Origin of the sequence: Nocardiopsis suaedae (assembly GCF_027706745.1) — a bacterium.
In the GTDB taxonomy this organism is placed as follows: domain Bacteria; phylum Actinomycetota; class Actinomycetes; order Streptosporangiales; family Streptosporangiaceae; genus Nocardiopsis_A; species Nocardiopsis_A suaedae.
On the sequence record NZ_JAQFWP010000001.1, the window covers coordinates 222520 to 241167 of the forward strand.

Consider the following 18648-nt stretch of genomic DNA (forward strand, 5'->3'; position numbering starts at 1 on the left):
GGGAGGCCGGTCACATACGGCCGACGTCCGTCACGTGCAGCACCGCGCGGCCCTCCTCGTCGGAGGCGGTCAGGTCGACCTCGGCCGAGATGCCCCAGTCCAGGTCGCCCTCGGGGTCCTCGAAGGCCTGGCGCACCCGCCACACCGCGTGCTCCCCGTCCTCCTCGATGGACAGCATCTTCGGGCCGCGCGCGTCGGGGCCGGTGCCGACGGTGTCGTGCTCGGAGAAGTACTCCTCCAGGGCCTCCTCCCACTCCTCGGCGTCCCAGCCGTCCTCGCCGTCCAGGCGGCCCAGCTCGACGTACCGGCGCAGCGCCGACAGCTCCACCCTGCGGAACATCTCGTTGCGCACGAGCACCCGGAACGCCCGCGTGTTGGCGGTGACGGGGCGCTGCCGCTCCTCCTGGGCGGCCTGCGGCTCCTCGTCCTCCTCCGGGTTGGTGAGCTGCTCCCACTCGTCCAGCAGGCTGGAGTCGACCTGGCGCACCAGCTCGCCCAGCCACTCGATGAGGTCGTGCAGCTCCTCGGTCTTGGCGTCCTCGGGGACGGTCTGGCTCACCGCCTTGTAGGCGTTGGCCAGGTACCGCAGCACCAGCCCCTCCGAGCGCGCCAGCTCGTAGAACGACACGTACTCGGTGAAGGTCATCGCCCGCTCGTACAGGTCGCGGGCCACCGACTTGGGGCGCAGCGGGTGGTCGCCGACCCACGGGTGCCCCCGCCGGTACACCTCGTAGGCGTGGTCGAGCAGCTCCTCCAGCGGCTTGGGGTACTCGATCTCCTCCAGCCGCTCCATCCGCTCCTCGTACTCGATGCCGTCGGCCTTCATCTGGGCCACGGCCTCCCCGCGCGCCTTGTTGAGCTGCGCGCCGAGGATCTGCCTGGGGTCGTCGAGGGTGGCCTCGACGATGGTCAGCACGTCGAGCGGGTAGGTGGGCGAGGCGCGGTCGAGCAGTTCGAGCGCGGCCAGGGCGAACGTGGACAGCGGCTGGTTGAGCGCGAAGTCCGGCTGCAGGTCCACGGTCAGGCGCGCGGTGCGCCCGTCGCCGTCGGGCTCCTCCAGCTTCTCCACGATGCCGCCGTCGATGAGCGACCGGTAGATCGCGATCGCCTCGCTGATGTGCTTGCGCTGGCGCGGCCGGTCGTCGTGGTTGTCGGTGAGCAGGTGGCGCATGGCCGCGAAGCAGTCGCCCGGCCGGGCGATCACGCTCAGCAGCATCGCGTTGCTGACCTTGAACCGGGACTTCAGCGGCTCGGGCGAGGCGGCGATGAGCTTCTCGAAAGTGGACTGGTCCCACCCGACGAACCCCTCGGGCGCCTTCTTGCGCACCACCTTGCGCCGCTTCTTGGGGTCGTCCCCGACCTTGGCCAGCGCCTTCTCGTTCTCGATGACGTGCTCGGGCGCCTGGGCCACGACGTTGCCGACCGTGTCGAAGCCCGCGCGTCCCGCGCGCCCGGCGATCTGGTGGAACTCGCGCGCGCTGAGGCGGCGCACCTTGGTCCCGTCGTACTTGCTCAGCGCGGTGAACAGCACGGTCCGGATGGGCACGTTGACGCCCACGCCCAGGGTGTCGGTGCCGCAGATGACCTTCAGCAGGCCGGCCTGGGCGAGCCGTTCCACCAGCCTCCGGTACTTGGGCAGCATGCCCGCGTGGTGCACGCCGATGCCGTGCCGCACGTACCGGGACAGGTTCTTGCCGAACTTGGTGGTGAAGCGGAAGTTGCCGATCTCCTTGGCGATCGCGTCCTTCTCGGCCCGCGTGCACATGTTGATGCTGGTCAGCGATTGCGCGCGCTCCACCGCCTGGGCCTGGGTGAAGTGCACGATGTAGATGGGCGCCTCGCGGCCCTCCAGCAGCCCTTCCAGCGTCTCGTGCAGGGGCGTCTTGCTGTAGGAGTAGTAGAGCGGCACGGGCCGCTCCGCCGAGGCGACGACGGCGGTCGACCGGCCGGTGCGCCGCGTCAGGTCCTCCTCGAACCGGCTGACGTCGCCCAGTGTGGCCGACATGAGCAGGAACTGGGCCTGCGGCAGCTCCAGCAGCGGCACCTGCCAGGCCCAGCCGCGGTCGGGCTCGGCGTAGAAGTGGAACTCGTCCATGACCACGGTGCCGATGTCGGCGTCGGCCCCGTCCCGCAGGGCGATGTTGGCCAGCACCTCGGCCGTGCAGCACACGATGGGCGCGTCGGCGTTGACGCTGGCGTCGCCGGTCATCATCCCGACGTTGTCGGTGCCGAAGACCGCGCACAGGTCGAAGAACTTCTCCGACACCAGGGCCTTGATCGGCGCGGTGTAGAAGGCGCACTCGTCCCGCGACAGCGCCGCGAACAGCGCACCGGCCGCGACCAGGCTCTTTCCGGAGCCGGTGGGGGTGTTCAGGACGACGTTGCCGCCGGAGACGGCCTCGATGAGGGCCTCCTCCTGGTGCGGGTAGAGGGTGAGGCCACGCTCCTCGGCCCAGGAGGCGAACGCCTCGAAGACGGTGTCGGGTTCGGGCCGGGCCGGAAGTTGTTCAAGGAGACTCACGCTCTCCATACTGCCTCCTCCTCGGCACTGCCTTCTTCACGCCGCTCGTACCTGTGGACGAGCGTCGGCGGGAGAGGGACGGCCCCTCCCGCGCGGGACGGCGGGGGAGGGGCCGGGGCATGCGCGGCTTCCCCGGTCAGGCGGTTCCGCCGCCGTTCATCTCGCGCACCCGGCGGCCCAGCGGCACCCGTCGGCCGGACACCGGGAGGAAGCCCTCCGAGACGCCGGATTCGGGCGCCCGGACCGCGGCGTCGTCGGGGTAGAGCGCGAAGTCCAGGTGGACGAGCCCGCCGTGGTCCAGCGTCACCCGCGCCACCCGGGGCGAGTGGCCGGGCGCCGAGGCGAGCAGGGTCAGCCGGTCGCCGGGCAGGCCCGTGCCGCTGTAGGCGCCGTCGGTGCCGCTCTCCAGGGCGGCGACGTGCCGACCCGCGTGGTCGACCACGCTGACCACGGCACCGGCCACGGGGCGCCCCGAGGTGTCGGTGACCCGGCCGATCAGGGACGGCGCGGCGTCGGCCCCGGGCCCGTCCCCGGCCGCGTCGTCGGCCTCCTCCGAAACGGCGCCGCCCGTGCGCCCTCCCGCGTGCGCGCCGGGTGCGCGGCGCCGGGAGCGCTCGCGGACGGTGGCCGCGGCGAGCAGCAGGGCGCCCAGCGCCAGCCAGCCCCCGAGCACGGCCACCGCGGGCCACAGCCCGGCGCCGTCGAAGTACAGGACCGCGCGGATGGCGTCGAGAGCGCGGCCCATGGGCAGCACGGGGTGCAGGCTCTGGAAGAACTCCGGGACCATCGGCAGCGGGATCGCGCCGCCGCTGGAGGGCATGCTCAGCAGCACGAACACGGTCATCGCGACGCCGGGGAGCCACTTGGTGACGAACGGGGCCAGGCCCAGGCAGGTCCAGGAGACGGCCTGGGTGAGCAGGAACGCGATGGGGATGACGGACAGGTCGTGCGGGATCGCGTCCAGCACGTCGGCGACGGTGTAGCAGAACACCGAGGTGAAGGCGCCGAACCCGGCGACGGTGAGGACCTTGGCGCGGCGGCGCAGGTGCGGGGCGTGCGCCGAGAGCATGATCACCGAGATGTAGCCGGTGAGCGTCCAGGTGAGCACCAGGTAGAAGAGCGACATCCCCATGCCGTCGCCGGGGGCGGCCGGTGCGGCGTCGGTGACCTCCAGCTCGGCGCCGTCCTGGGCGGCGACCGGGGTGAAGGTCGACACCGCGGTCTGCTGCAGGGCGGCGCCGAGCGACCCGGCGACGTAGAGCTCGTGGTGGGCCGGGTCGTAGGCGGCCACGGCGTCGCGGTCCAGGACCTCCTGCTCGGGGGCGTCGGTGGGCAGGACGTCGAAGCCGCCGGGCGAGGCGTCCTCCAGTGCGACCGAGACCGCGGCCGCCGCCTCCTCGCCCTGGACCGCGACCGGAAGCTCGTGCGGGGCGGGGCTGTGGAAGGGCAGCAGGTAGCAGAACATGAAGCCGGCGGCGAAGAGCACGGGGAACCACAGGGCGTTGGCCAGGGTCCGGGCGGTCTCCAGGGCGCGGGAGGCGCCGCCGGGCGACGTCGCGGTCTCGTTGGGCACGTGTCACCTCGGGCAGGACGGGTCGCGGGCAGGGCAGGGGGCGGGGCGGCGGACGGCACACGGGGGGATGCCCCCACGGTAGGCGAAAACGTGCAGTAATGCAAAAATGCAATAGTGTAATTATTTGTGAACCGCCGTGGACCCGGACCGCCGCCCCGCGCCGGTACAGTCGTGCCCGGCGGATCCGGGAGCGACGAGGTGAGGGGCGCAGAGCGCACGATGACGACGGCCGATGAGGGCGCCGGACTGCGCGAGCGAAAGAAGAGGATGACCCGGCAGGCCCTGCGCACCGCGGCGGTGCGGCTCTTCACCGAGCGGGGGCCCACCTCCGTCACCGTCGAGGAGATCTGCACCGAGGCCGGGGTGTCCCCCCGGACCTTCTTCAACTACTTCGACTCCAAGGAGGAGACCCTCCTGCCGTTCACCCGTGACACCTACGAGGAGGTCGCGGGGCGCGTGCGCGCGCGGCCGCCGCAGGAGGAGCCGCTGGAGGCGGTGCGCGCGGTCGTCGAGCAGTCCATCGCGCGGGCGGTTGCGGGCGACACGTGGCACCAGGAGGCGGAACTCCTGCGCGCGCACCCGCAGCTCCTCCAGCGGGGCATGGTCGCGGCCCGCACCTTGAACCTGGCCCTGCGCGACGGCCTGGGCGAGCGCACCGGGCGCGGGGCGGACGACCCCTATGTGCGGCTGGTGGCGGCCGTGGCGGTGACGGCGGTGCACGTCGCCGTGAACGTGTGGCAGGGGGCGGTGGAGGAGCGGGACATCTCGCTGGTCCTGTCCGAGGCGTTCGACGGCGTCGAGCGGGGCCTCACACCTCCGCCGGAGTGAGTCGGCAGGAGCGCTGTTCGGACGTGTGCACCCGCGTGAACGGCCTCCCGCACCTCCTACGCCTTCCACGGCACCGCGTGAGCGCACCCGCCGCGCATGCCCCTGCCCACCGGCCCCTGGAGACGCGAAAAGGGCGCGCCCCCTGGGGGACGCGCCCTCGAGCCCTAAGAACGAGAGCCGTGCCGGGTCAGACCAGGCCCAGCTTGCGCACCGCCTCGCGCTCCTCGACCAGTTCCTGGACGGAGGCGTCGATGCGCTCGCGGGAGAACGCGTCGATCTCCAGCCCCTGGACGATCTCCCACTCGCCGTTGCGGGAGGTGACCGGGAAGGAGGAGATGATGCCCTCCGGGACGCCGTAGGAGCCGTCCGACGGGATGGCCGCCGAGGTCCAGTCGCCCTCGGGGGTGCCGTTGACCCAGTCGTGGACGTGGTCGATGGCGGCGTTGGCGGCGGAGGCGGCCGAGGAGGCCCCGCGGGCCTCGATGATCGCCGCGCCGCGCTTGGCGACCGTCGGGATGAAGTCGTCGCGCAGCCACGCCTCGTCGTCCACCGCCTTGGCCCCGGTGGTGCCGTTGACTTCGGCGTGGAAGATGTCGGGGTACTGGGTCGCCGAGTGGTTGCCCCAGATGGTCATCTTCTTGATGTCGTTGATGCTCACGCCCAGCTTCTTGGCGAGCTGGGTCAGGGCCCGGTTGTGGTCCAGGCGCGTCATGGCGGTGAACCGCTCGCCCGGGACGTCCGGGGCGTGCGCCTGGGCGATGAGCGCGTTGGTGTTGGCCGGGTTGCCGACCACCAGCACGCGCACGTCGTCGGCGGCGCCGGCGTTGATCGCCTCGCCCTGGGGCTTGAAGATCCCGCCGTTGGCCTCCAGCAGGTCGGCGCGCTCCATCCCCTTGGACCGCGGGCGCGCGCCCACGAGCAGGCCGACGTTGACGCCGTCGAAGGCCTGACGGGCGTCGTCGAAGATGTCGATGCCCTTGAGCAGCGGGAAGGCGCAGTCGTCCAGCTCCATCGCGGTGCCCTCGGCGGCCTTCACGGCCTGCGGGATCTCCAGAAGGCGGAGCCTGACCGGGGTGTCGGGACCCAGCAGCTGCCCGGAGGCGATGCGGAACAGCAGCGCGTAGCCGATCTGGCCGGCGGCACCGGTGACGGTGACATTGACGGGTACTTGGGCCATGACCTTCTTCTTCTCCTGGTGACGTGTGTGCGACCCGCGATGCTATCTCGCGGCCCGCCGCCCCGCCCGGCCGCCCCCGGCCCGAACGGCCGGAACACACCCGCGGGCGCAGGACCACCCTATTGCCCACGGTCGCGGCACGTATGCGCCCCCGCCCCGCGCCGCGCCCGTCCCGCCGTCCCGCCGGTCCAGCGGACCGCGTGCCGGAAAGCCCGGCGGAGCGGGCCGTCCGGCGGTCCCGTCGCTGCGGTCGCGCAGCGACGCCCTGTAAGATGACGGCGCGCGGAGGCCCTGAGGCCCCGGAACCGGTGGACCGGCCGTCCGGCGGGAACACGGGGAGGTAGCTCAGCCGGTCAGAGCAGGGGACTCATAATCCCTGGGTCGCGGGTTCGAGCCCCGCCCTCCCTACGACCGCGCATCGAGGAACCCCAGGCCATGGGTGTTGTGTGCCATGGTGCTGGGGTTTCGCGCTTCGGGAGCCGGGCCGGGGGGGCGACCGGTGGCCCGTCGGCCGCTTAGATGCCGTAGTCCACCGCGAACAGCCGTGGGGACGTGCACTGCTCGGTGGCGTCGATGTCGCCTCGGTCCACCGCCTTCAGGCCGTCAGGGGCGCAGGCCAGAAAGACCCCCATGACACTGCCGTCCTCGGTGTAGGAGGTCAGGAACCGCGTCCCCAGCGCAAAGTCGACGAGGAACTCCTCCCCGCCCCACAAGCCGGGGCCGGTCGCCTGCAGCGGGGCCGACAGTCGCTCCTGCCTGTCGGGGCGCGTGTCGGACCACAGGAATCGCGACCCGGTCCGGACGGTGTCCCTGGACCCGAACACATGGGGGAGATGGCGGGGGGCGACGGCGGTGTCGACCTCTTCACCGGTCTTCGGATCCAGCGCGAAAGGGGCGCCGTCCAGGCCCTGAACGAAGACGGTATCTCCGTGCTCGCCGCCTTCGAGGGCGATGAAGATCGCCTCCTCGTCGGACCCTTCGGAACGTTCCCAGAGCGGTTCGCCGGTCCGCGGATCGAGCCCCCAGAGCCCTCCCGGAGACGAGCAGGGGGTCGCCTCGCAGTTTCCGGTGGATGCGAGGAGGACTTCGGAGTTCGCGGCGACCAGCGCGGCGTTCGTGGGGATGTCGACGCCGTCCCCGAGCTCGATCGTCTCGGCCAGTTCGCCCGTACCCGTGTCCCATCGAAGGATCCGGGTGAAGTGACCCCTGACCGGCATTCTCGTGAAGGTGTATGCGGCATCGTCCGTGATGGCGGCCGATTCATCGGAAAGGACCTCGCTGGCGCCGTCGGTCTCTTCGAAGTACCCCGACCATGCGACGGAACCGTCGTCCACGTCGACGATGAGGTTTTCGCCGACGACGCTGGGCTTCACGAGAACATGCGTGCCGTCATCGCGGAGGAACGGGTCGGAGTAGTAGCGCGACGAGATGTCGACGCGCTGCCACCCCGCGGAGCCGGGGTCGACGACGTACATGAGGTCGTCGACCCCGGCGTCGTCGTCGTTTTCGTGGAGCTTTTCGGCGACGAGAATGATGTCGTCGCCGACCATGTGCGGGTAGGAGATGTCTCCCGCGCGGTCCGGGTCGATCGCCTCGGTCCACAGAACGGCCGGTCCGGCGGTGTCGACAGCGGTGATGCGGTTCCCTTCCGTGAAGTAGAAGACGCCCTCGCCGTAGGCCCCGCTCACGTTATCGGGGTCGGAGGAAGCGAAGATGGAAGGCGAACTATTATTGCGCCAGTACAGGAAGTAGTCACCTTCCAGAGGCAACGACCAACGCACCGCGCCGGGCTCGTCGCAGGCGTCCGCTCCGTCACAGGCGAAGGGCTTGTCAGGGCTGATCGCCGTCGCTTCGAAGTCGAGGTTCAACGGTTCTTCGAAGAAGGAGCAGGCGCTGAGGGGGATGAGGAACGTAAAGGCGGTCGCCAAGGCGATCCCGTGCCGTGCCATGCGGGGATTCTATGGGGGTTTCGGGGGGATTCGCCTCAACGGACAGCGGGCAGGTTCCTGGGCCGACCTGAAGCGGGGGATCCGCTTCCCTCGCTGCCCTCACCATCCGTCGACGTAGGCGGCGGCTTCGGTGTAGTCACCGGCGGCCAGGTCCTCGCCGGGCAGGACGATGTGGACGGAGCCGCCTTCGGACCAGCTCCACAGGTCGTTGGTGGACAGTTGGAGCAGCGGGCGGTCCCGGCCGCCCTTGGTGTACGCACCGGACATGGTCCGCGGCCACCCGAAGGCGATCGCCGAGCTCGGGCCGTGATCCTCGCCGCTGCCGTCCGGCCGCACGAGGCGGCCCGGCCCGCGGCGGAAGTGGCGGGACAGGAAGAATTCCGGATAGTCCCGTTCGAACTCGCTCGCCGCGGCGAACTCGGGTATCGCGTGGAGGTCCAGGTGTCCCAGGGCGTCGTCCCACTCGTCCGGAGTCATCAGCATTGGCGCGGCGTGCTGCGGGGTGGAGGGGAAGACCGTGGCCATCTCCGGGGTCTGGGCCTCCTCGGCGCGCTCCGGGCGGGCGGCGATCACCGCGCACGACGCCTTCGCGTCCTCTACCCGCGGATCGGCCCAGCTCTCCCACGGAGACCACCGCGCCGGGCGGAACGAGTCGTCGGGGGTCTCGAAATAGAAGATGTTGAGCAGCCTCGGACCCGGTCCGTGGTGTTCGCCCGGCCAGTGGGCGAGCGCGCCGGTGTCCAACACGGCGAACAGGCTCAGCGGCACGCCCTCGTGCTCCGGCCACACCGTGCCGGGCTCCAGCAGGGCGGGCCCGCCGAACCGGCAGGATCCCGTCCGGGGGCGGTCCGGGGCGGCGTCGGTGAGTTCGAAACCGGGCGTGGCCATCGCGGCCAGGCTCCCCCCGATGGCCTCCCCGAAGTCGTCCACGCACTGTTGCCGCAATACGGCGGCGGCCTCGGTCATGTCCATGCCGGGATCCGACCAGAGCGCCGGGACACCCCGCAAACGACGAGGATCCGAACACGGCAATGAATCGGGCGCCCGAAGCACCGTTTCGGTTCCGGGCGTCGTCCGCCGTCAGCCCTCCCGGGCGACCTCGCGCTCGTAGGTGAGCAGGGTTTCGACCACCGTTCGGCGTTCGGCGGGGCTCAGCGGTTCCAGGGCCGTGTACCAGGCGCGGGCGCCGACGGCGAGCCAGTCGTCCACCGCCTTCCGGTTGCCCTCGGCCAGGGACACGATCGTCCTCCGGCGGTCGGCCGGGTCCTCCCCCCGTTCCACGACGCCCTTCTGGGACAGCTCGCCGACCATCAGGCTGACCGTCGTGGGGGCCAGTTCCAGCCGCGCCGCGAGCGTGTTGACGGTCAGGGGCCCCTCGAAGAGCAGGAAGGCCAGCAGCGACAGGTGCCGCGGCGCCAGGTCGAGGGAGCGGAGCGCCTCGGGGACCGGCGTGCGCTTGGCGCGGCCCACCAGGCGGGGCATCAGCAGCAGCATGGTCCGCACGCCTTCGTCGGCGGTGAGGCCGTTCTCCCCGGGGCGGTCCGATCCGGTGCCGTGCTCCGTTGACAATGTCTTTGCTCCCAAAGTAGTTTTGCTTCTAAAGCAAAAGTTTTCGATGCGCGCACGAGTCTATCGGGGCCGGCGCCGCCGTCGCGGCGCCCGGCGGAAGGGACGTGCAATGACCGTGCTGGTCACCGGGGCCCGGGGGAGCATCGGCCGACGGGTGGCGGGAACGCTCGCCGCGGCCGGGCACCCCGTCCGGGCATCCGCCAGGGACACGGGCGCGCTCGCGGCGCCGCCCGGAGCCGAGGCCGTCGAGCTGGACGCCGCCGACCCCCGGAACGCCGACGCGGTGCTGAAGGGGGTGCGCACGGTGTTCCTGTACGCGGCCGCCATACTCAGCGGCGACCTGCGCGCATTCCTCGAGCAGGCGCGCCGCGCGGGGGTCGAACACCTCGTACTGCTGTCCTCCCCGGCCTCCTACGAGGCCGGGGAGCACGACCGCGTCATCGGCCGTGCGCACCGCGCGGCGGAGGAGGCGGTCGAGGAGGCCGGGCCGCCGTCCACCGTGCTCTATCCGAGCTGGCTCGCGGGCAACGCCCAGCGCGACTGGGCCGGTCAGATCAGGGGCCGCGGCCGGGTGGCGCTGCCCTACCCGGACGCGCAGGTCAACCCGGTCCACCTCGACGACGTGGCCGAGGTCGCGGCGGACCTCCTCACCCGTGACCGGCACCGCGGCCGGTTCCAGGTGGTCACCGGCCCCGAGTCGATGCGCCTGCGCGACGCCGTGGACCGCGTCGGCGACGCCCTGGGAACCCCCCTCCCCATCGACGTCCCGAGCCGGGAGGAGGCGATGGCGCGGCGCGAGGAGTGGATGCCCGCCGGGGTCCTCGACGTGCTCTTGGACGTCGAAGCCGCCGCTGTCGGAGTCCCGGCGCCGGTCACCAACACGGTCGAGCGCATCACCGGCCACCCGGCGCGCCCGTTCGGCGAGTGGGTGCGGTCCCATCGTGCGGACTTCTCCCCGTGACGGGAACCGGGCCTCACCCCCGCGCGTCCGCCAGCGCGCGCTCGAACGCCGCATAGGCCGGGGCGTCGAACAGGACGAAGCGGCACCTCCGCACACCGGTCGAGGCGCCTTGCACCGCCTCGACGGCGATGCGGGCCGCGTCCTCCATCGGCCAGCGGTACACGCCGGTCGAGATCGCCGGGAAGGCGACCGTCGTCGCCCCCAGTTCGTCGGCGACTTCGAGCGAGCGCGTGTAGCAGGACGCGAGGACGGCGGACCGGTCCTCGGAGGTGCTGTACACCGGGCCCACGGTGTGCACGACCCAGCGCGCGGGAAGGCGGCCCGCGGTGGTGGCGACCGCCTGTCCCGCGGGCAGCCCCTTCCCGTACCGGGTGTCCCGCAGGCGGCGGCACTCGGCCAGGATCTCCGGGCCGCCCCGCCGGTGGATGGCCCCGTCGACGCCTCCGCCGCCCAGTAGTGACGAGTTGGCGGCGTTCACGACCGCGTCGACAGGCTGCTCGGTGATGTCGCCTTGCACCAGTTCGATGTCCACACGGGGTTTCTACCGCATTGGGAGGGGCTGTCTCAGGCGTTCGGCCGGTCCCGTGGTCGGGCGGCCCGTTCGCCTCGGGGACACGGCGGGTTCACCCCGGCTCCCTAGCATTCCCGGGTCCCGATCCCCGTCCCCCGGAGGAGTCCGTGATCCGCCCCCTTTCCGTGGTCTGCGCCTCGGTGCTCGCGTCCCCGCTGCTCCTCGCCGGTGCGGCCGCCCACGCCGCGTCGGCGGCCCCCGCCGCCCCCTCCTCTCCCGCCGACGGGGTCCCCGTCGTCGAGGCCGAGGACCGCACCCCGACCGTGTACGACGACGAGGAGGGCGGAGAGGCCGACGCCGACGACCCGGCCGTGTGGGTCCACCCCGACGACGGCGACGACGGCCTCGTCATCGGAACCCTGAAGAACGCCGGCCTGGACGTCTACGACCTCGACGGCGACCTCGTCCAGCACATCGGCGCCCCCGCTGCCGAGGGCGACCGGCCCGCTGGGCGCTTCAACAACGTCGACATCGTGCGCGGCTTCACGGTCGGCGGGCGCACCACCGACCTGGCCGTGGTCAGCGACCGCGGGCAGGACCGCATGCTCCTCTTCGCGATCGACGCCGACGCCGCCGCGGACGGCCGCCCGCCGCTGCGCGAGGTCACCGACCCCGGCGTGCCCACGGTCTTCTCCGCCGACGACGCCGGGGCCGCCGATGAGCGCACCGCCTACGGCCTGACCGCCTTCACCGACGGGGGCGCGTCCTACGCCGTCGTCAGCCGGGCGGACGAGACGACGCTGGCCCTCCTGCGGCTGACCGCGAGCGGCGGCGGGGTCGGCTACGAGCACGTCGACACCGTCGACCTGCCCTCCTCCTTCGCCCTCTCCGACGGGACCGAGTGGGCGCCGTGCACCGACCCGGACGAACGGCCGCACGTGGAGGGCATGGTCGTCGACGTGTCGGCGGGCGCCCTGTACGCGGGGCAGGAGGCGGTCGGCCTGTGGCGCATCGGCCTGACCGGCTCGGGCTTCGGTGAGACCGAGCAGGTCGACCGCGTCCGCTCCTACGGCGTGCCCTGGACCTACGACGCCGACCTCGACGAGGAGTGCGTCCTGGACTGGAACGCCGACCCGGGCGAGGGCGGCGACGTGCTCACCGCCGACGTCGAGGGCGTCACCCTCCAGCGGGAGGACGGCAGGCGGGGCGGAGACGAGGAGGGCCACGTGATCGCCTCTAGCCAGGGGAGTGACACCTTCGCCCTGTACGACCGGGAGGACGGCGCTTACGCGGGCTCCTTCTCCGTGGAGGGCGTCGAGCACACCGACGGCCTGGACGTGGTGAGCCGCCCGGTCGGGGACGACTACGACGAGGGCATCCTCGTCGTCCAGGACGGCGAGGCCGAGCCCGCCCCAGGGCGCGGCGACGCCACGGGCTTCGCCTACGTGGAGTGGGAGGACGTCGCCGAGGACGTGCTGGACGACTGATGACCGGCGACTGACGGCGCCGCGCGTGACAAAGGCGCGACAAGGGCGCGCCGATGAGACGGCCGCCCGGGCGGGAGACCCGCCCGGGCGGCCGTTCCGCGTCCGTTCAGCCGATCAGCTCGAAGGCGGCCACGGCCAGCGCGATCAGCACCAGGCCCGCTCCGAGGATCATGCACCCCACGTTCCCGGTGCCTCCCGGGTCGCGGGTGGGGCCGCGGTGGATCTCCGTCGAACCCTTGCCGCCCCTGCCCTTGCGGGGCCTGCTCTTCTTCTTGCGTCCGCTCATCGCGTCCTCAACGTCGCTCTCCGAGGGGTCGTGCACCAGTCATAGGGGGCGACCGCGCTCTCGGGCAAGGAGGGCAACGGACTGGACAATCTCTCGAAAACATGTTCGAATCACGGGCATGCGCTGGGAGGATCTTCGAGAGGGCCAGGACGGCGAGGCCCTGTTCGACCGAGAGGACATCGCCCCCGTACCGGAACGGGGCACCGGCCGCGCCGGACTGGCCGCGCCCGGAGGCGGCCCCGTGGCCGGCGGCGACGGCGAACCCGTGGCGGTGGAGATCCGCGCGCGCTCGATCATCAACCGGGTGCCCGGCGAATCCCCCATGTTCCGCTGGACCCTCAACCCCTACCGCGGCTGCGCCCACGCCTGCGTCTACTGCTTCGCCCGGCGCAGCCACACCTACCTCGACCTGGACGCCGGGCACGACTTCGACACCAAGATCATGGTCAAGGTCAACGCCGGGGAGCTGCTCCGCGCCGAGCTCGCCCGCCCCGCCTGGCAGGGCGAGCCGATCGCCATGGGCACCAACACCGACCCCTACCAGCGCGCGGAGGGCCGCTACCGGCTGATGCCGCAGATCATCTCCGCGCTGCGGGACGCCGCCAACCCCTTCTCCGTGCTGACCAAGGGGCGGCTCATCCTGCGCGACGCCGACCTGCTCGAACAGGCCGCCCGCGTCACCGACGTGCGGCTCGCGGTGTCCGTCGGCGCCGTCGACGATCCGCTCGCCCGCTCGGTCGAGCCCGGCGCCCCCACGCCCCGCGCCCGCCTGGACACGGTCCGGGCCCTGGCGGACCGGGGGCTGGGCTGCTCAGTGCTCATGGCGCCGGTGCTGCCGGGGCTGACCGACTCGCCGGAGGCCGTCGACGCGGCCGTGTCCGCCATCGCCGACGCCGGGGCGAGCAGCGTCACCCCGATCGTCCTGCACCTGCGCCCCGGCGGGGCACGGGAGTGGTACGCCGCCTGGCTCGCGCGCGAGCACCCGCACCTCGCCCCGCTCTACCGGGAGCTGTACGGGAAGGGCTCCTACGCGCCCGCCCACTACCGGGAACTGGTCGCGGCCCGCGTCCGCGAGGCGGCCCGCCGGTACGGGGTCGGCGGCCGCTCCGCGAGGCAGGAGAGCGGCGGGGAGGCCTCCGGCAGGGGGCCCGGCGACCACCGGCAGCGGACGCCTGCGGGCGGTAGCGCGGACCGGGCCGGGGCGACCCGGCAACTGCGTCTGCTGTGACCTGCCGACGCCTGCCGAACGCACGAGAAGCCCTGGGGCGTGGGGGATTCCGCCTCTCCGAGGGGTAGTGTCCAAAGGGTCCGACATAGGCGCTGGAAACGGAAAGCGACCCCCCATGGCCGAGACCCCTGCCGACCCGCCCGCCCCGTCCGGAGTCGACACCACCGTGGCGCACTCCGCCCGGGTCTGGAACTACTGGCTCGGAGGGCGCGACAACTACCCCGTCGACCGCGCGCTCGGAGACAGCATCATCGAGACCTTCCCGCAGATCGTCGAGGGGGCCCGCGCCGACCGGGAGTTCCTCCGGCGGTCCGTCGCCCACCTGGCGGGAACCGAGGGGATCCGGCAGTTCCTCGACATCGGGACCGGCCTGCCCACCCACGACAACACCCACGAGGTGGCCCGGCGCGTCGCCCCGGACGCGCGCGTGGTCTACGTCGACAACGACCCCATGGTGGTCGCCCACGCACGGGCGCTGCTGGCCGGCGACGCGTCGGCCTCGTTCGTCGACGCCGACCTGCACGACCGCGACCGGGTGCTGCGGGCCGCCGCCGAGGAGCTCGACCTCGACCGGCCGGTGGGGCTGACCGTGCTCGGCACGATGGGCCACGTCACCTCGTATGAGGAGGCCCGTGACATCGTCCGCGGGTACATGGACGCGCTGGCCCCCGGCAGCTTCCTGGCCCTGTGCGACCTGGTCCTGCCTGAGGGAGAGGCCGAACAGGAGGCCCTGCGGCGCTGGAACGAAGGGGCGGCGCTTCCGTACCGCGCCCACACGACCGAGGAGATGGCGGGCTACTTCGACGGCCTGGAGCTGCTTGAGCCGGGCGTCGTCAGCGCCACCCGCTGGCGCCCGATCCCGGCCGAGGTCGGCGAGATCCGCGACGTGGAACAGTACTGCGGAGTGGCCCGGAAGGCCTGACACGCCGGAGCCGCCCCCTTTCGGGCGCGACCACCGGTCCCGCTGCTCAGCCCGTCTCCGGCGGCAGCAGGGAGAGCAGCGCCTCCGCGAAATCCTCCGGGTGGGACGTGTAGCCGAGGTGGCCGCCGGGGAACTCGGCTGCCGGGTGGCCGACCAGGTCGCCCAGGCGTTCCGCAGGGCGGGCCGGGAGGCGGCCTCGGGTGGCCTCGCCGTGGGCCGGGACGAGGCGGCCGGACGCGCGCAGCGCCCCGGTGTCGGGCACGAAGCGGGTGAACCGGGGGACGATCCGGTCCAGGAAGAACGGCATCCCGGCGTGCATGCGGGCCATCGCCTCCGGGCCGGGCGCACGTGCCGGGGCCTCCGCAGGGGCGTCGAAGCCCTCGGCCATCACCCCGACGGCGGCTTCCACGCCGCCGGACTTGAACGCCCGGTGGACCTCGTCGAACATGCGCCGGTGCCGTTCGGCGTCCGGCAGTACTTCGACCACCGGAGGCTCGTGGGCGACCGTGCGCCGTACCCGGTCGGGGCGGCGCGCCGTCAGGGCGAGCGCGGTGATCGCCCCTGAGCTGGACCCGAACACGGACGCGGGGGCGTCGGGTGACAGCAGGTCCAGGAGACGCAGGGCGTCGTCGGCGTGCTCCTCGGGGCTCTGTTCCGCATCGGGGGCGTCGAGGGGGCTGCGCGGGGCGCCGCGCGGTTCGAGGACGGCGACGGTGAACTGTGCGGCCAGCCGCTCGGCCATCCCGTCGAACGGCTCGGCGACACCGGATCCGCCGGGGATCATCAGGAGCAGGGGGCCGTCCCCGCGGGTCTCGTAGTGCAGCGCCGCGCCGGGGACGCGGAGCGTGCCGGGGGAGGGCTCGTCCATGGTGACGACTCCTGTGCCTGTGGTGGGTGGATGCGGTCCGGACACGACGAACCCCCTGAGCGGGAGCGATGCGCTCCGCCCAGGGGAGGGGGAGGTCGTGGCGGATCGGAAGCCTATTGCGTGCGTCCCCCGCGTTCCACTGGTTTTCCGGGCGGGAGGGCGCGCGGTCCTAGAGGCCGTGCTTGCGGTAGACCATCCGCTCGACCGCCGCGCGGGGGAGTACCCGCCGCAGGGCGAACACCAAGGGCGCGTTGCTGCCGACCGCGTACAGCGGCTTGGGGCGGGGCGCCTCGACCGCCTTGATCACGGTCGCGGCGACGTCCCCGGCCGGGATGCCCTTCGCCTCGTTGGCGTTGAGCGCCGTGAGCATCGTCCGGTACTCCTCCGCGTACGGGGAGTCCACCGCGATGTACTGGGTGCGGCGCTCGCTGATGCCGGTGCTGATGGACCCCGGCTCGACCGTCGTCACGCCGACCCCGTACGGCGCCAGCTCGCGCCGGGAGGCGTTCGCGAAACCCTTCAGTGCCGCCTTGGAGGCGACATAGGAAGAGCGGAACGCCAGTGGGAAGCTGGCCAGCATCGAGCCGACCATGACGATCCGGCCCTGGCGCCGCTCGCGCATCCCGGGGAGGACGAGCTGGGTCAACCGCACCGCGCCGATGACGTTCACCTGGAAGAGCCGTTCCAGGGCGGCGCGCGGCAGTTCCTCGATCGGGCCGCTCTGGCTCTCCCCGGCGTTGTTGACCAGGACGTCGATCTCACCGGCCGCCTTGGCGCACGCCGCGATCGATGCGTCATCGTCCAGGTCGAGCGGGAGGTACTCCACCCCGGGGACGGGGTCGGACAGGGCGCCGGGATCGCGGCTGGTGCCGAAGACCCGGTAGCCGCGGGCGAGGAGGAGTCGGGCGACCGCCTTGCCGATTCCGGATGATGCGCCCGTGACAAGGGCTGTTCTCTGGAGGGGCATGGCGCCTCAGCCTAGACGGTCGGCGGGACCCGCCGCGGGGGCGGCTTGAAGACGGCAGGCGGGGCGGCCCAGGCGATCAAGGGGTTGCCGGCGTTCCGCCATGCTGACGCTCCGCCCGACCGCCGCTGAGGACCTGCGCCGGCCCGAAGAATGGGAGAGCGGGCAGGACACCTCGGCATGGCTGGGAGAGACGGGGCGGCGTGGCACACCCGGGCCCTGCCCCACCCCGATGTCGAACATGTCATCGCCCTGGAAGCGGTGGATGGAGCGCAGGGCGTTGGCGAAGGTCGCTCAGACCGCAGTGCCCTGGTTCCGTTACACATGGCCCAACCCGCGCGGACAGGCCTCGCCGGTCTCGGAGCGACCGGCGTCGAATCCGCGCGAGTTCTCACGACCGCCCGCGCCCGTCGCCTCCGCCGTCGTCCCCATCGTCGTCCGGTCCGGTCCCGCCGTCGTCCGGCTCGGTTCCGTCGTCCGGTCCGGGCGGCCCGTCCTCCCCGTCCTCCCCGGCCTCCGTGCCGCCGTCCTCGGGCTCCGGCCTCCCTCCCCGGCGCTCGGCGTCGCGCCGGGCGTACGTCAGCAGCCCCACGACCAGGAGAATCACCCCGACCGGGATCGCCACCGCCGCGATGACGGAGACCAGCCAGGGCAGCCAGGACAGTCCGAGATCCTCCACGGCGGACACCCCCATCGCCTGGTCCCCCGGGTCTACCCGCGCGGCGGCCGGGCGGAACGCGCCCGCCCGGCCCGCACCGGTCAGGCGTTGCCCGTGGCCTCGGCGGTCAGCCGCATGGAGCGCAGCCGGGCCTCGTCGTCCCCGGCCTGGAGGGCGACGATCAGCTCGTCCGCCTGCGCGTGCGCGGCGAAGTCGTCCAGGTACGCCGCGACCTCGCCCGGGTCGCCCACCGCCGAGTAGGTGCGCATCTGGTCGATGTGCCGCCCGGCGGGGGAGGCGAGCGCCGCGTCGGCCTCCTCGGGGGTGAGGGTGCGCCCGCGCGCCAGGAGCTGGGCGGCCATCCGGCGCCGCGCCTGCTGGGCCTGCTCCTGGGCCTCCTCGGAGGTCTTCGCGGCCGTCACGTTGACACCGGCGATGACGTAGGGCTCCGAGAGCTGCTCGGACGGGGTGAACTCGCGCCGGTACAGCGCGACGGCCTCCTCCAGCGCCCCGGGGGCGAAGTGGGAGGCGAAGGAGTAGGGGAGCCCCAGGGCGGCGGCCAGCCCGGCGCCGAACAGCGAGGAGCCGAGGATGTAGAGCGGGACGCCGGTGCCCTTGCCCGGGGTGGCGTCGACCCCGTCGATGACGGAGTTCCCGGTCAGGTAGCCCTTCAGTTCGACCACGTCGTCGGGGAAGGTGTCGGCCGAGGCCGGGTCCCGGCGCAGCGCGCGCATGGTCTTCTGGTCGCTGCCCGGGGCGCGCCCGAGGCCCAGGTCGATCCGGCCCGGGTGCAGGGTCTCCAGAGTGCCGAACTGCTCGGCGATGGTGAGGGGGGCGTGGTTGGGCAGCATCACTCCGCCCGCGCCGAGCCGGATGCGGCGGGTGTGCGCCGCGATGTGCGCGATGAGCACGCTGGTGGCCGAGGAGGCGATGGTGGCCATGTTGTGGTGCTCCGCGTACCAGATCCGCCGGTAGCCCAGCTCGTCGGCGCCTTGGGCCAGGGCGACGCTGGCCTCCAGGCTCTCCCGCGGGGTGCTCCCCTCGGGAATGTGCGCCAGGTCGAGGATGGAGAGCGGCAGGGGTTCGGACACGGCGGGCGGCCTTTCTCCGAGGCGGTGGTCGGTGGGCCGCCGCCGGGGGACCGGC

The 18648-nt window shown here is 72.7% G+C and carries 17 protein-coding genes and 1 tRNA gene; 6 read left to right on the forward strand and 12 right to left on the reverse strand.

The window, feature by feature from the left end:
- Window positions 1–10 precede the first annotated feature (10 nt).
- The gene (locus tag O4U47_RS00980; RefSeq protein WP_270675152.1) at window positions 11–2530 is read right to left on the reverse strand and encodes a DEAD/DEAH box helicase; all 2520 of its coding nucleotides are present in this window, start codon (window positions 2528–2530) and stop codon (window positions 11–13) included.
- Window positions 2531–2657: 127 nt separating this feature from the next.
- The gene (locus tag O4U47_RS00985; RefSeq protein ID WP_270675154.1) at window positions 2658–4094 is read right to left on the reverse strand and encodes a carboxypeptidase regulatory-like domain-containing protein; all 1437 of its coding nucleotides are present in this window, start codon (window positions 4092–4094) and stop codon (window positions 2658–2660) included.
- A 219-nt stretch (window positions 4095–4313) separates the two neighbouring features.
- Here O4U47_RS00985 and O4U47_RS00990 point away from each other — a divergent pair, with 219 nt between their 5' ends.
- Window positions 4314–4922, forward strand: a complete 609-nt coding sequence (locus O4U47_RS00990) for a TetR/AcrR family transcriptional regulator (RefSeq protein WP_270675156.1) — start codon at window positions 4314–4316, stop codon at window positions 4920–4922.
- 187 nt (window positions 4923–5109) lie between these two features.
- Here O4U47_RS00990 and O4U47_RS00995 read toward each other — a convergent pair whose 3' ends face one another.
- Window positions 5110–6099 carry a malate dehydrogenase gene (locus O4U47_RS00995; protein ID WP_270675158.1) on the reverse strand — a complete coding sequence of 330 codons (990 nt, stop codon included), beginning with the start codon at window positions 6097–6099 and terminating at the stop codon, window positions 5110–5112.
- A gap of 334 nt (window positions 6100–6433) precedes the next feature.
- On the opposite strand from O4U47_RS00995, the gene O4U47_RS01000 reads away from it, so the two are divergent.
- Window positions 6434–6507 (forward strand) — tRNA-Met (locus O4U47_RS01000).
- A gap of 107 nt (window positions 6508–6614) precedes the next feature.
- Here O4U47_RS01000 and O4U47_RS01005 read toward each other — a convergent pair.
- The 3 genes from O4U47_RS01005 to O4U47_RS01015 all read right to left on the reverse strand — a co-directional run bounded on the left by O4U47_RS01005 (window position 6615) and on the right by O4U47_RS01015 (window position 9617).
- On the reverse strand, window positions 6615–8048 hold the full coding sequence (locus O4U47_RS01005; RefSeq protein WP_270675160.1) for an outer membrane protein assembly factor BamB family protein: 1434 nt from the start codon (window positions 8046–8048) through the stop codon (window positions 6615–6617).
- Window positions 8049–8147: 99 nt separating this feature from the next.
- Window positions 8148–9020 (reverse strand): DUF1963 domain-containing protein, encoded by an 873-nt coding sequence (locus O4U47_RS01010; protein WP_270675162.1) that lies wholly within the window; start codon window positions 9018–9020, stop codon window positions 8148–8150.
- 108 nt (window positions 9021–9128) lie between these two features.
- Window positions 9129–9617, reverse strand: coding sequence for a MarR family winged helix-turn-helix transcriptional regulator (locus O4U47_RS01015; protein ID WP_270675164.1), 489 nt, complete (start codon window positions 9615–9617; stop codon window positions 9129–9131).
- A 109-nt stretch (window positions 9618–9726) separates the two neighbouring features.
- On the opposite strand from O4U47_RS01015, the gene O4U47_RS01020 reads away from it, so the two are divergent.
- Window positions 9727–10578 (forward strand): NAD(P)H-binding protein, encoded by an 852-nt coding sequence (locus O4U47_RS01020; protein ID WP_270675166.1) that lies wholly within the window; start codon window positions 9727–9729, stop codon window positions 10576–10578.
- Between the two features lie 13 nt (window positions 10579–10591).
- Here the strand turns inward: O4U47_RS01020 and O4U47_RS01025 are convergent, their stop codons facing one another.
- Window positions 10592–11110: an O-acetyl-ADP-ribose deacetylase gene (locus O4U47_RS01025; RefSeq protein WP_270675168.1), complete on the reverse strand. Its 519-nt coding sequence runs from the start codon at window positions 11108–11110 to the stop codon at window positions 10592–10594.
- Between the two features lie 146 nt (window positions 11111–11256).
- On the opposite strand from O4U47_RS01025, the gene O4U47_RS01030 reads away from it, so the two are divergent.
- Window positions 11257–12576, forward strand: a complete 1320-nt coding sequence (locus tag O4U47_RS01030) for a phytase (RefSeq protein ID WP_270675170.1) — start codon at window positions 11257–11259, stop codon at window positions 12574–12576.
- Between the two features lie 106 nt (window positions 12577–12682).
- Here O4U47_RS01030 and O4U47_RS01035 read toward each other — a convergent pair whose 3' ends face one another.
- Window positions 12683–12862, reverse strand: a complete 180-nt coding sequence (locus tag O4U47_RS01035) for a hypothetical protein (RefSeq protein WP_270675173.1) — start codon at window positions 12860–12862, stop codon at window positions 12683–12685.
- 118 nt (window positions 12863–12980) lie between these two features.
- Here O4U47_RS01035 and O4U47_RS01040 point away from each other — a divergent pair, with 118 nt between their 5' ends.
- Window positions 12981–14090 (forward strand): Rv2578c family radical SAM protein, encoded by a 1110-nt coding sequence (locus O4U47_RS01040; RefSeq protein ID WP_270675175.1) that lies wholly within the window; start codon window positions 12981–12983, stop codon window positions 14088–14090.
- A gap of 115 nt (window positions 14091–14205) precedes the next feature.
- Entirely contained in the window at window positions 14206–15012 is an 807-nt protein-coding gene (locus O4U47_RS01045) for an SAM-dependent methyltransferase (protein WP_270675177.1), read from the forward strand.
- 46 nt (window positions 15013–15058) lie between these two features.
- Here O4U47_RS01045 and O4U47_RS01050 read toward each other — a convergent pair whose 3' ends face one another.
- From O4U47_RS01050 to O4U47_RS01065, 4 genes are all read right to left on the reverse strand, one after another.
- The gene (locus O4U47_RS01050; protein WP_270675179.1) at window positions 15059–15880 is read right to left on the reverse strand and encodes an alpha/beta fold hydrolase; all 822 of its coding nucleotides are present in this window, start codon (window positions 15878–15880) and stop codon (window positions 15059–15061) included.
- Window positions 15881–16049: 169 nt separating this feature from the next.
- Window positions 16050–16847, reverse strand: a complete 798-nt coding sequence (locus O4U47_RS01055) for an SDR family oxidoreductase (protein ID WP_270675181.1) — start codon at window positions 16845–16847, stop codon at window positions 16050–16052.
- Between the two features lie 388 nt (window positions 16848–17235).
- Window positions 17236–17523 (reverse strand): SKG-like transmembrane protein, encoded by a 288-nt coding sequence (locus O4U47_RS01060; RefSeq protein ID WP_270675183.1) that lies wholly within the window; start codon window positions 17521–17523, stop codon window positions 17236–17238.
- 80 nt (window positions 17524–17603) lie between these two features.
- Window positions 17604–18593: an LLM class flavin-dependent oxidoreductase gene (locus O4U47_RS01065; protein ID WP_270675185.1), complete on the reverse strand. Its 990-nt coding sequence runs from the start codon at window positions 18591–18593 to the stop codon at window positions 17604–17606.
- Window positions 18594–18648 lie beyond the last annotated feature (55 nt).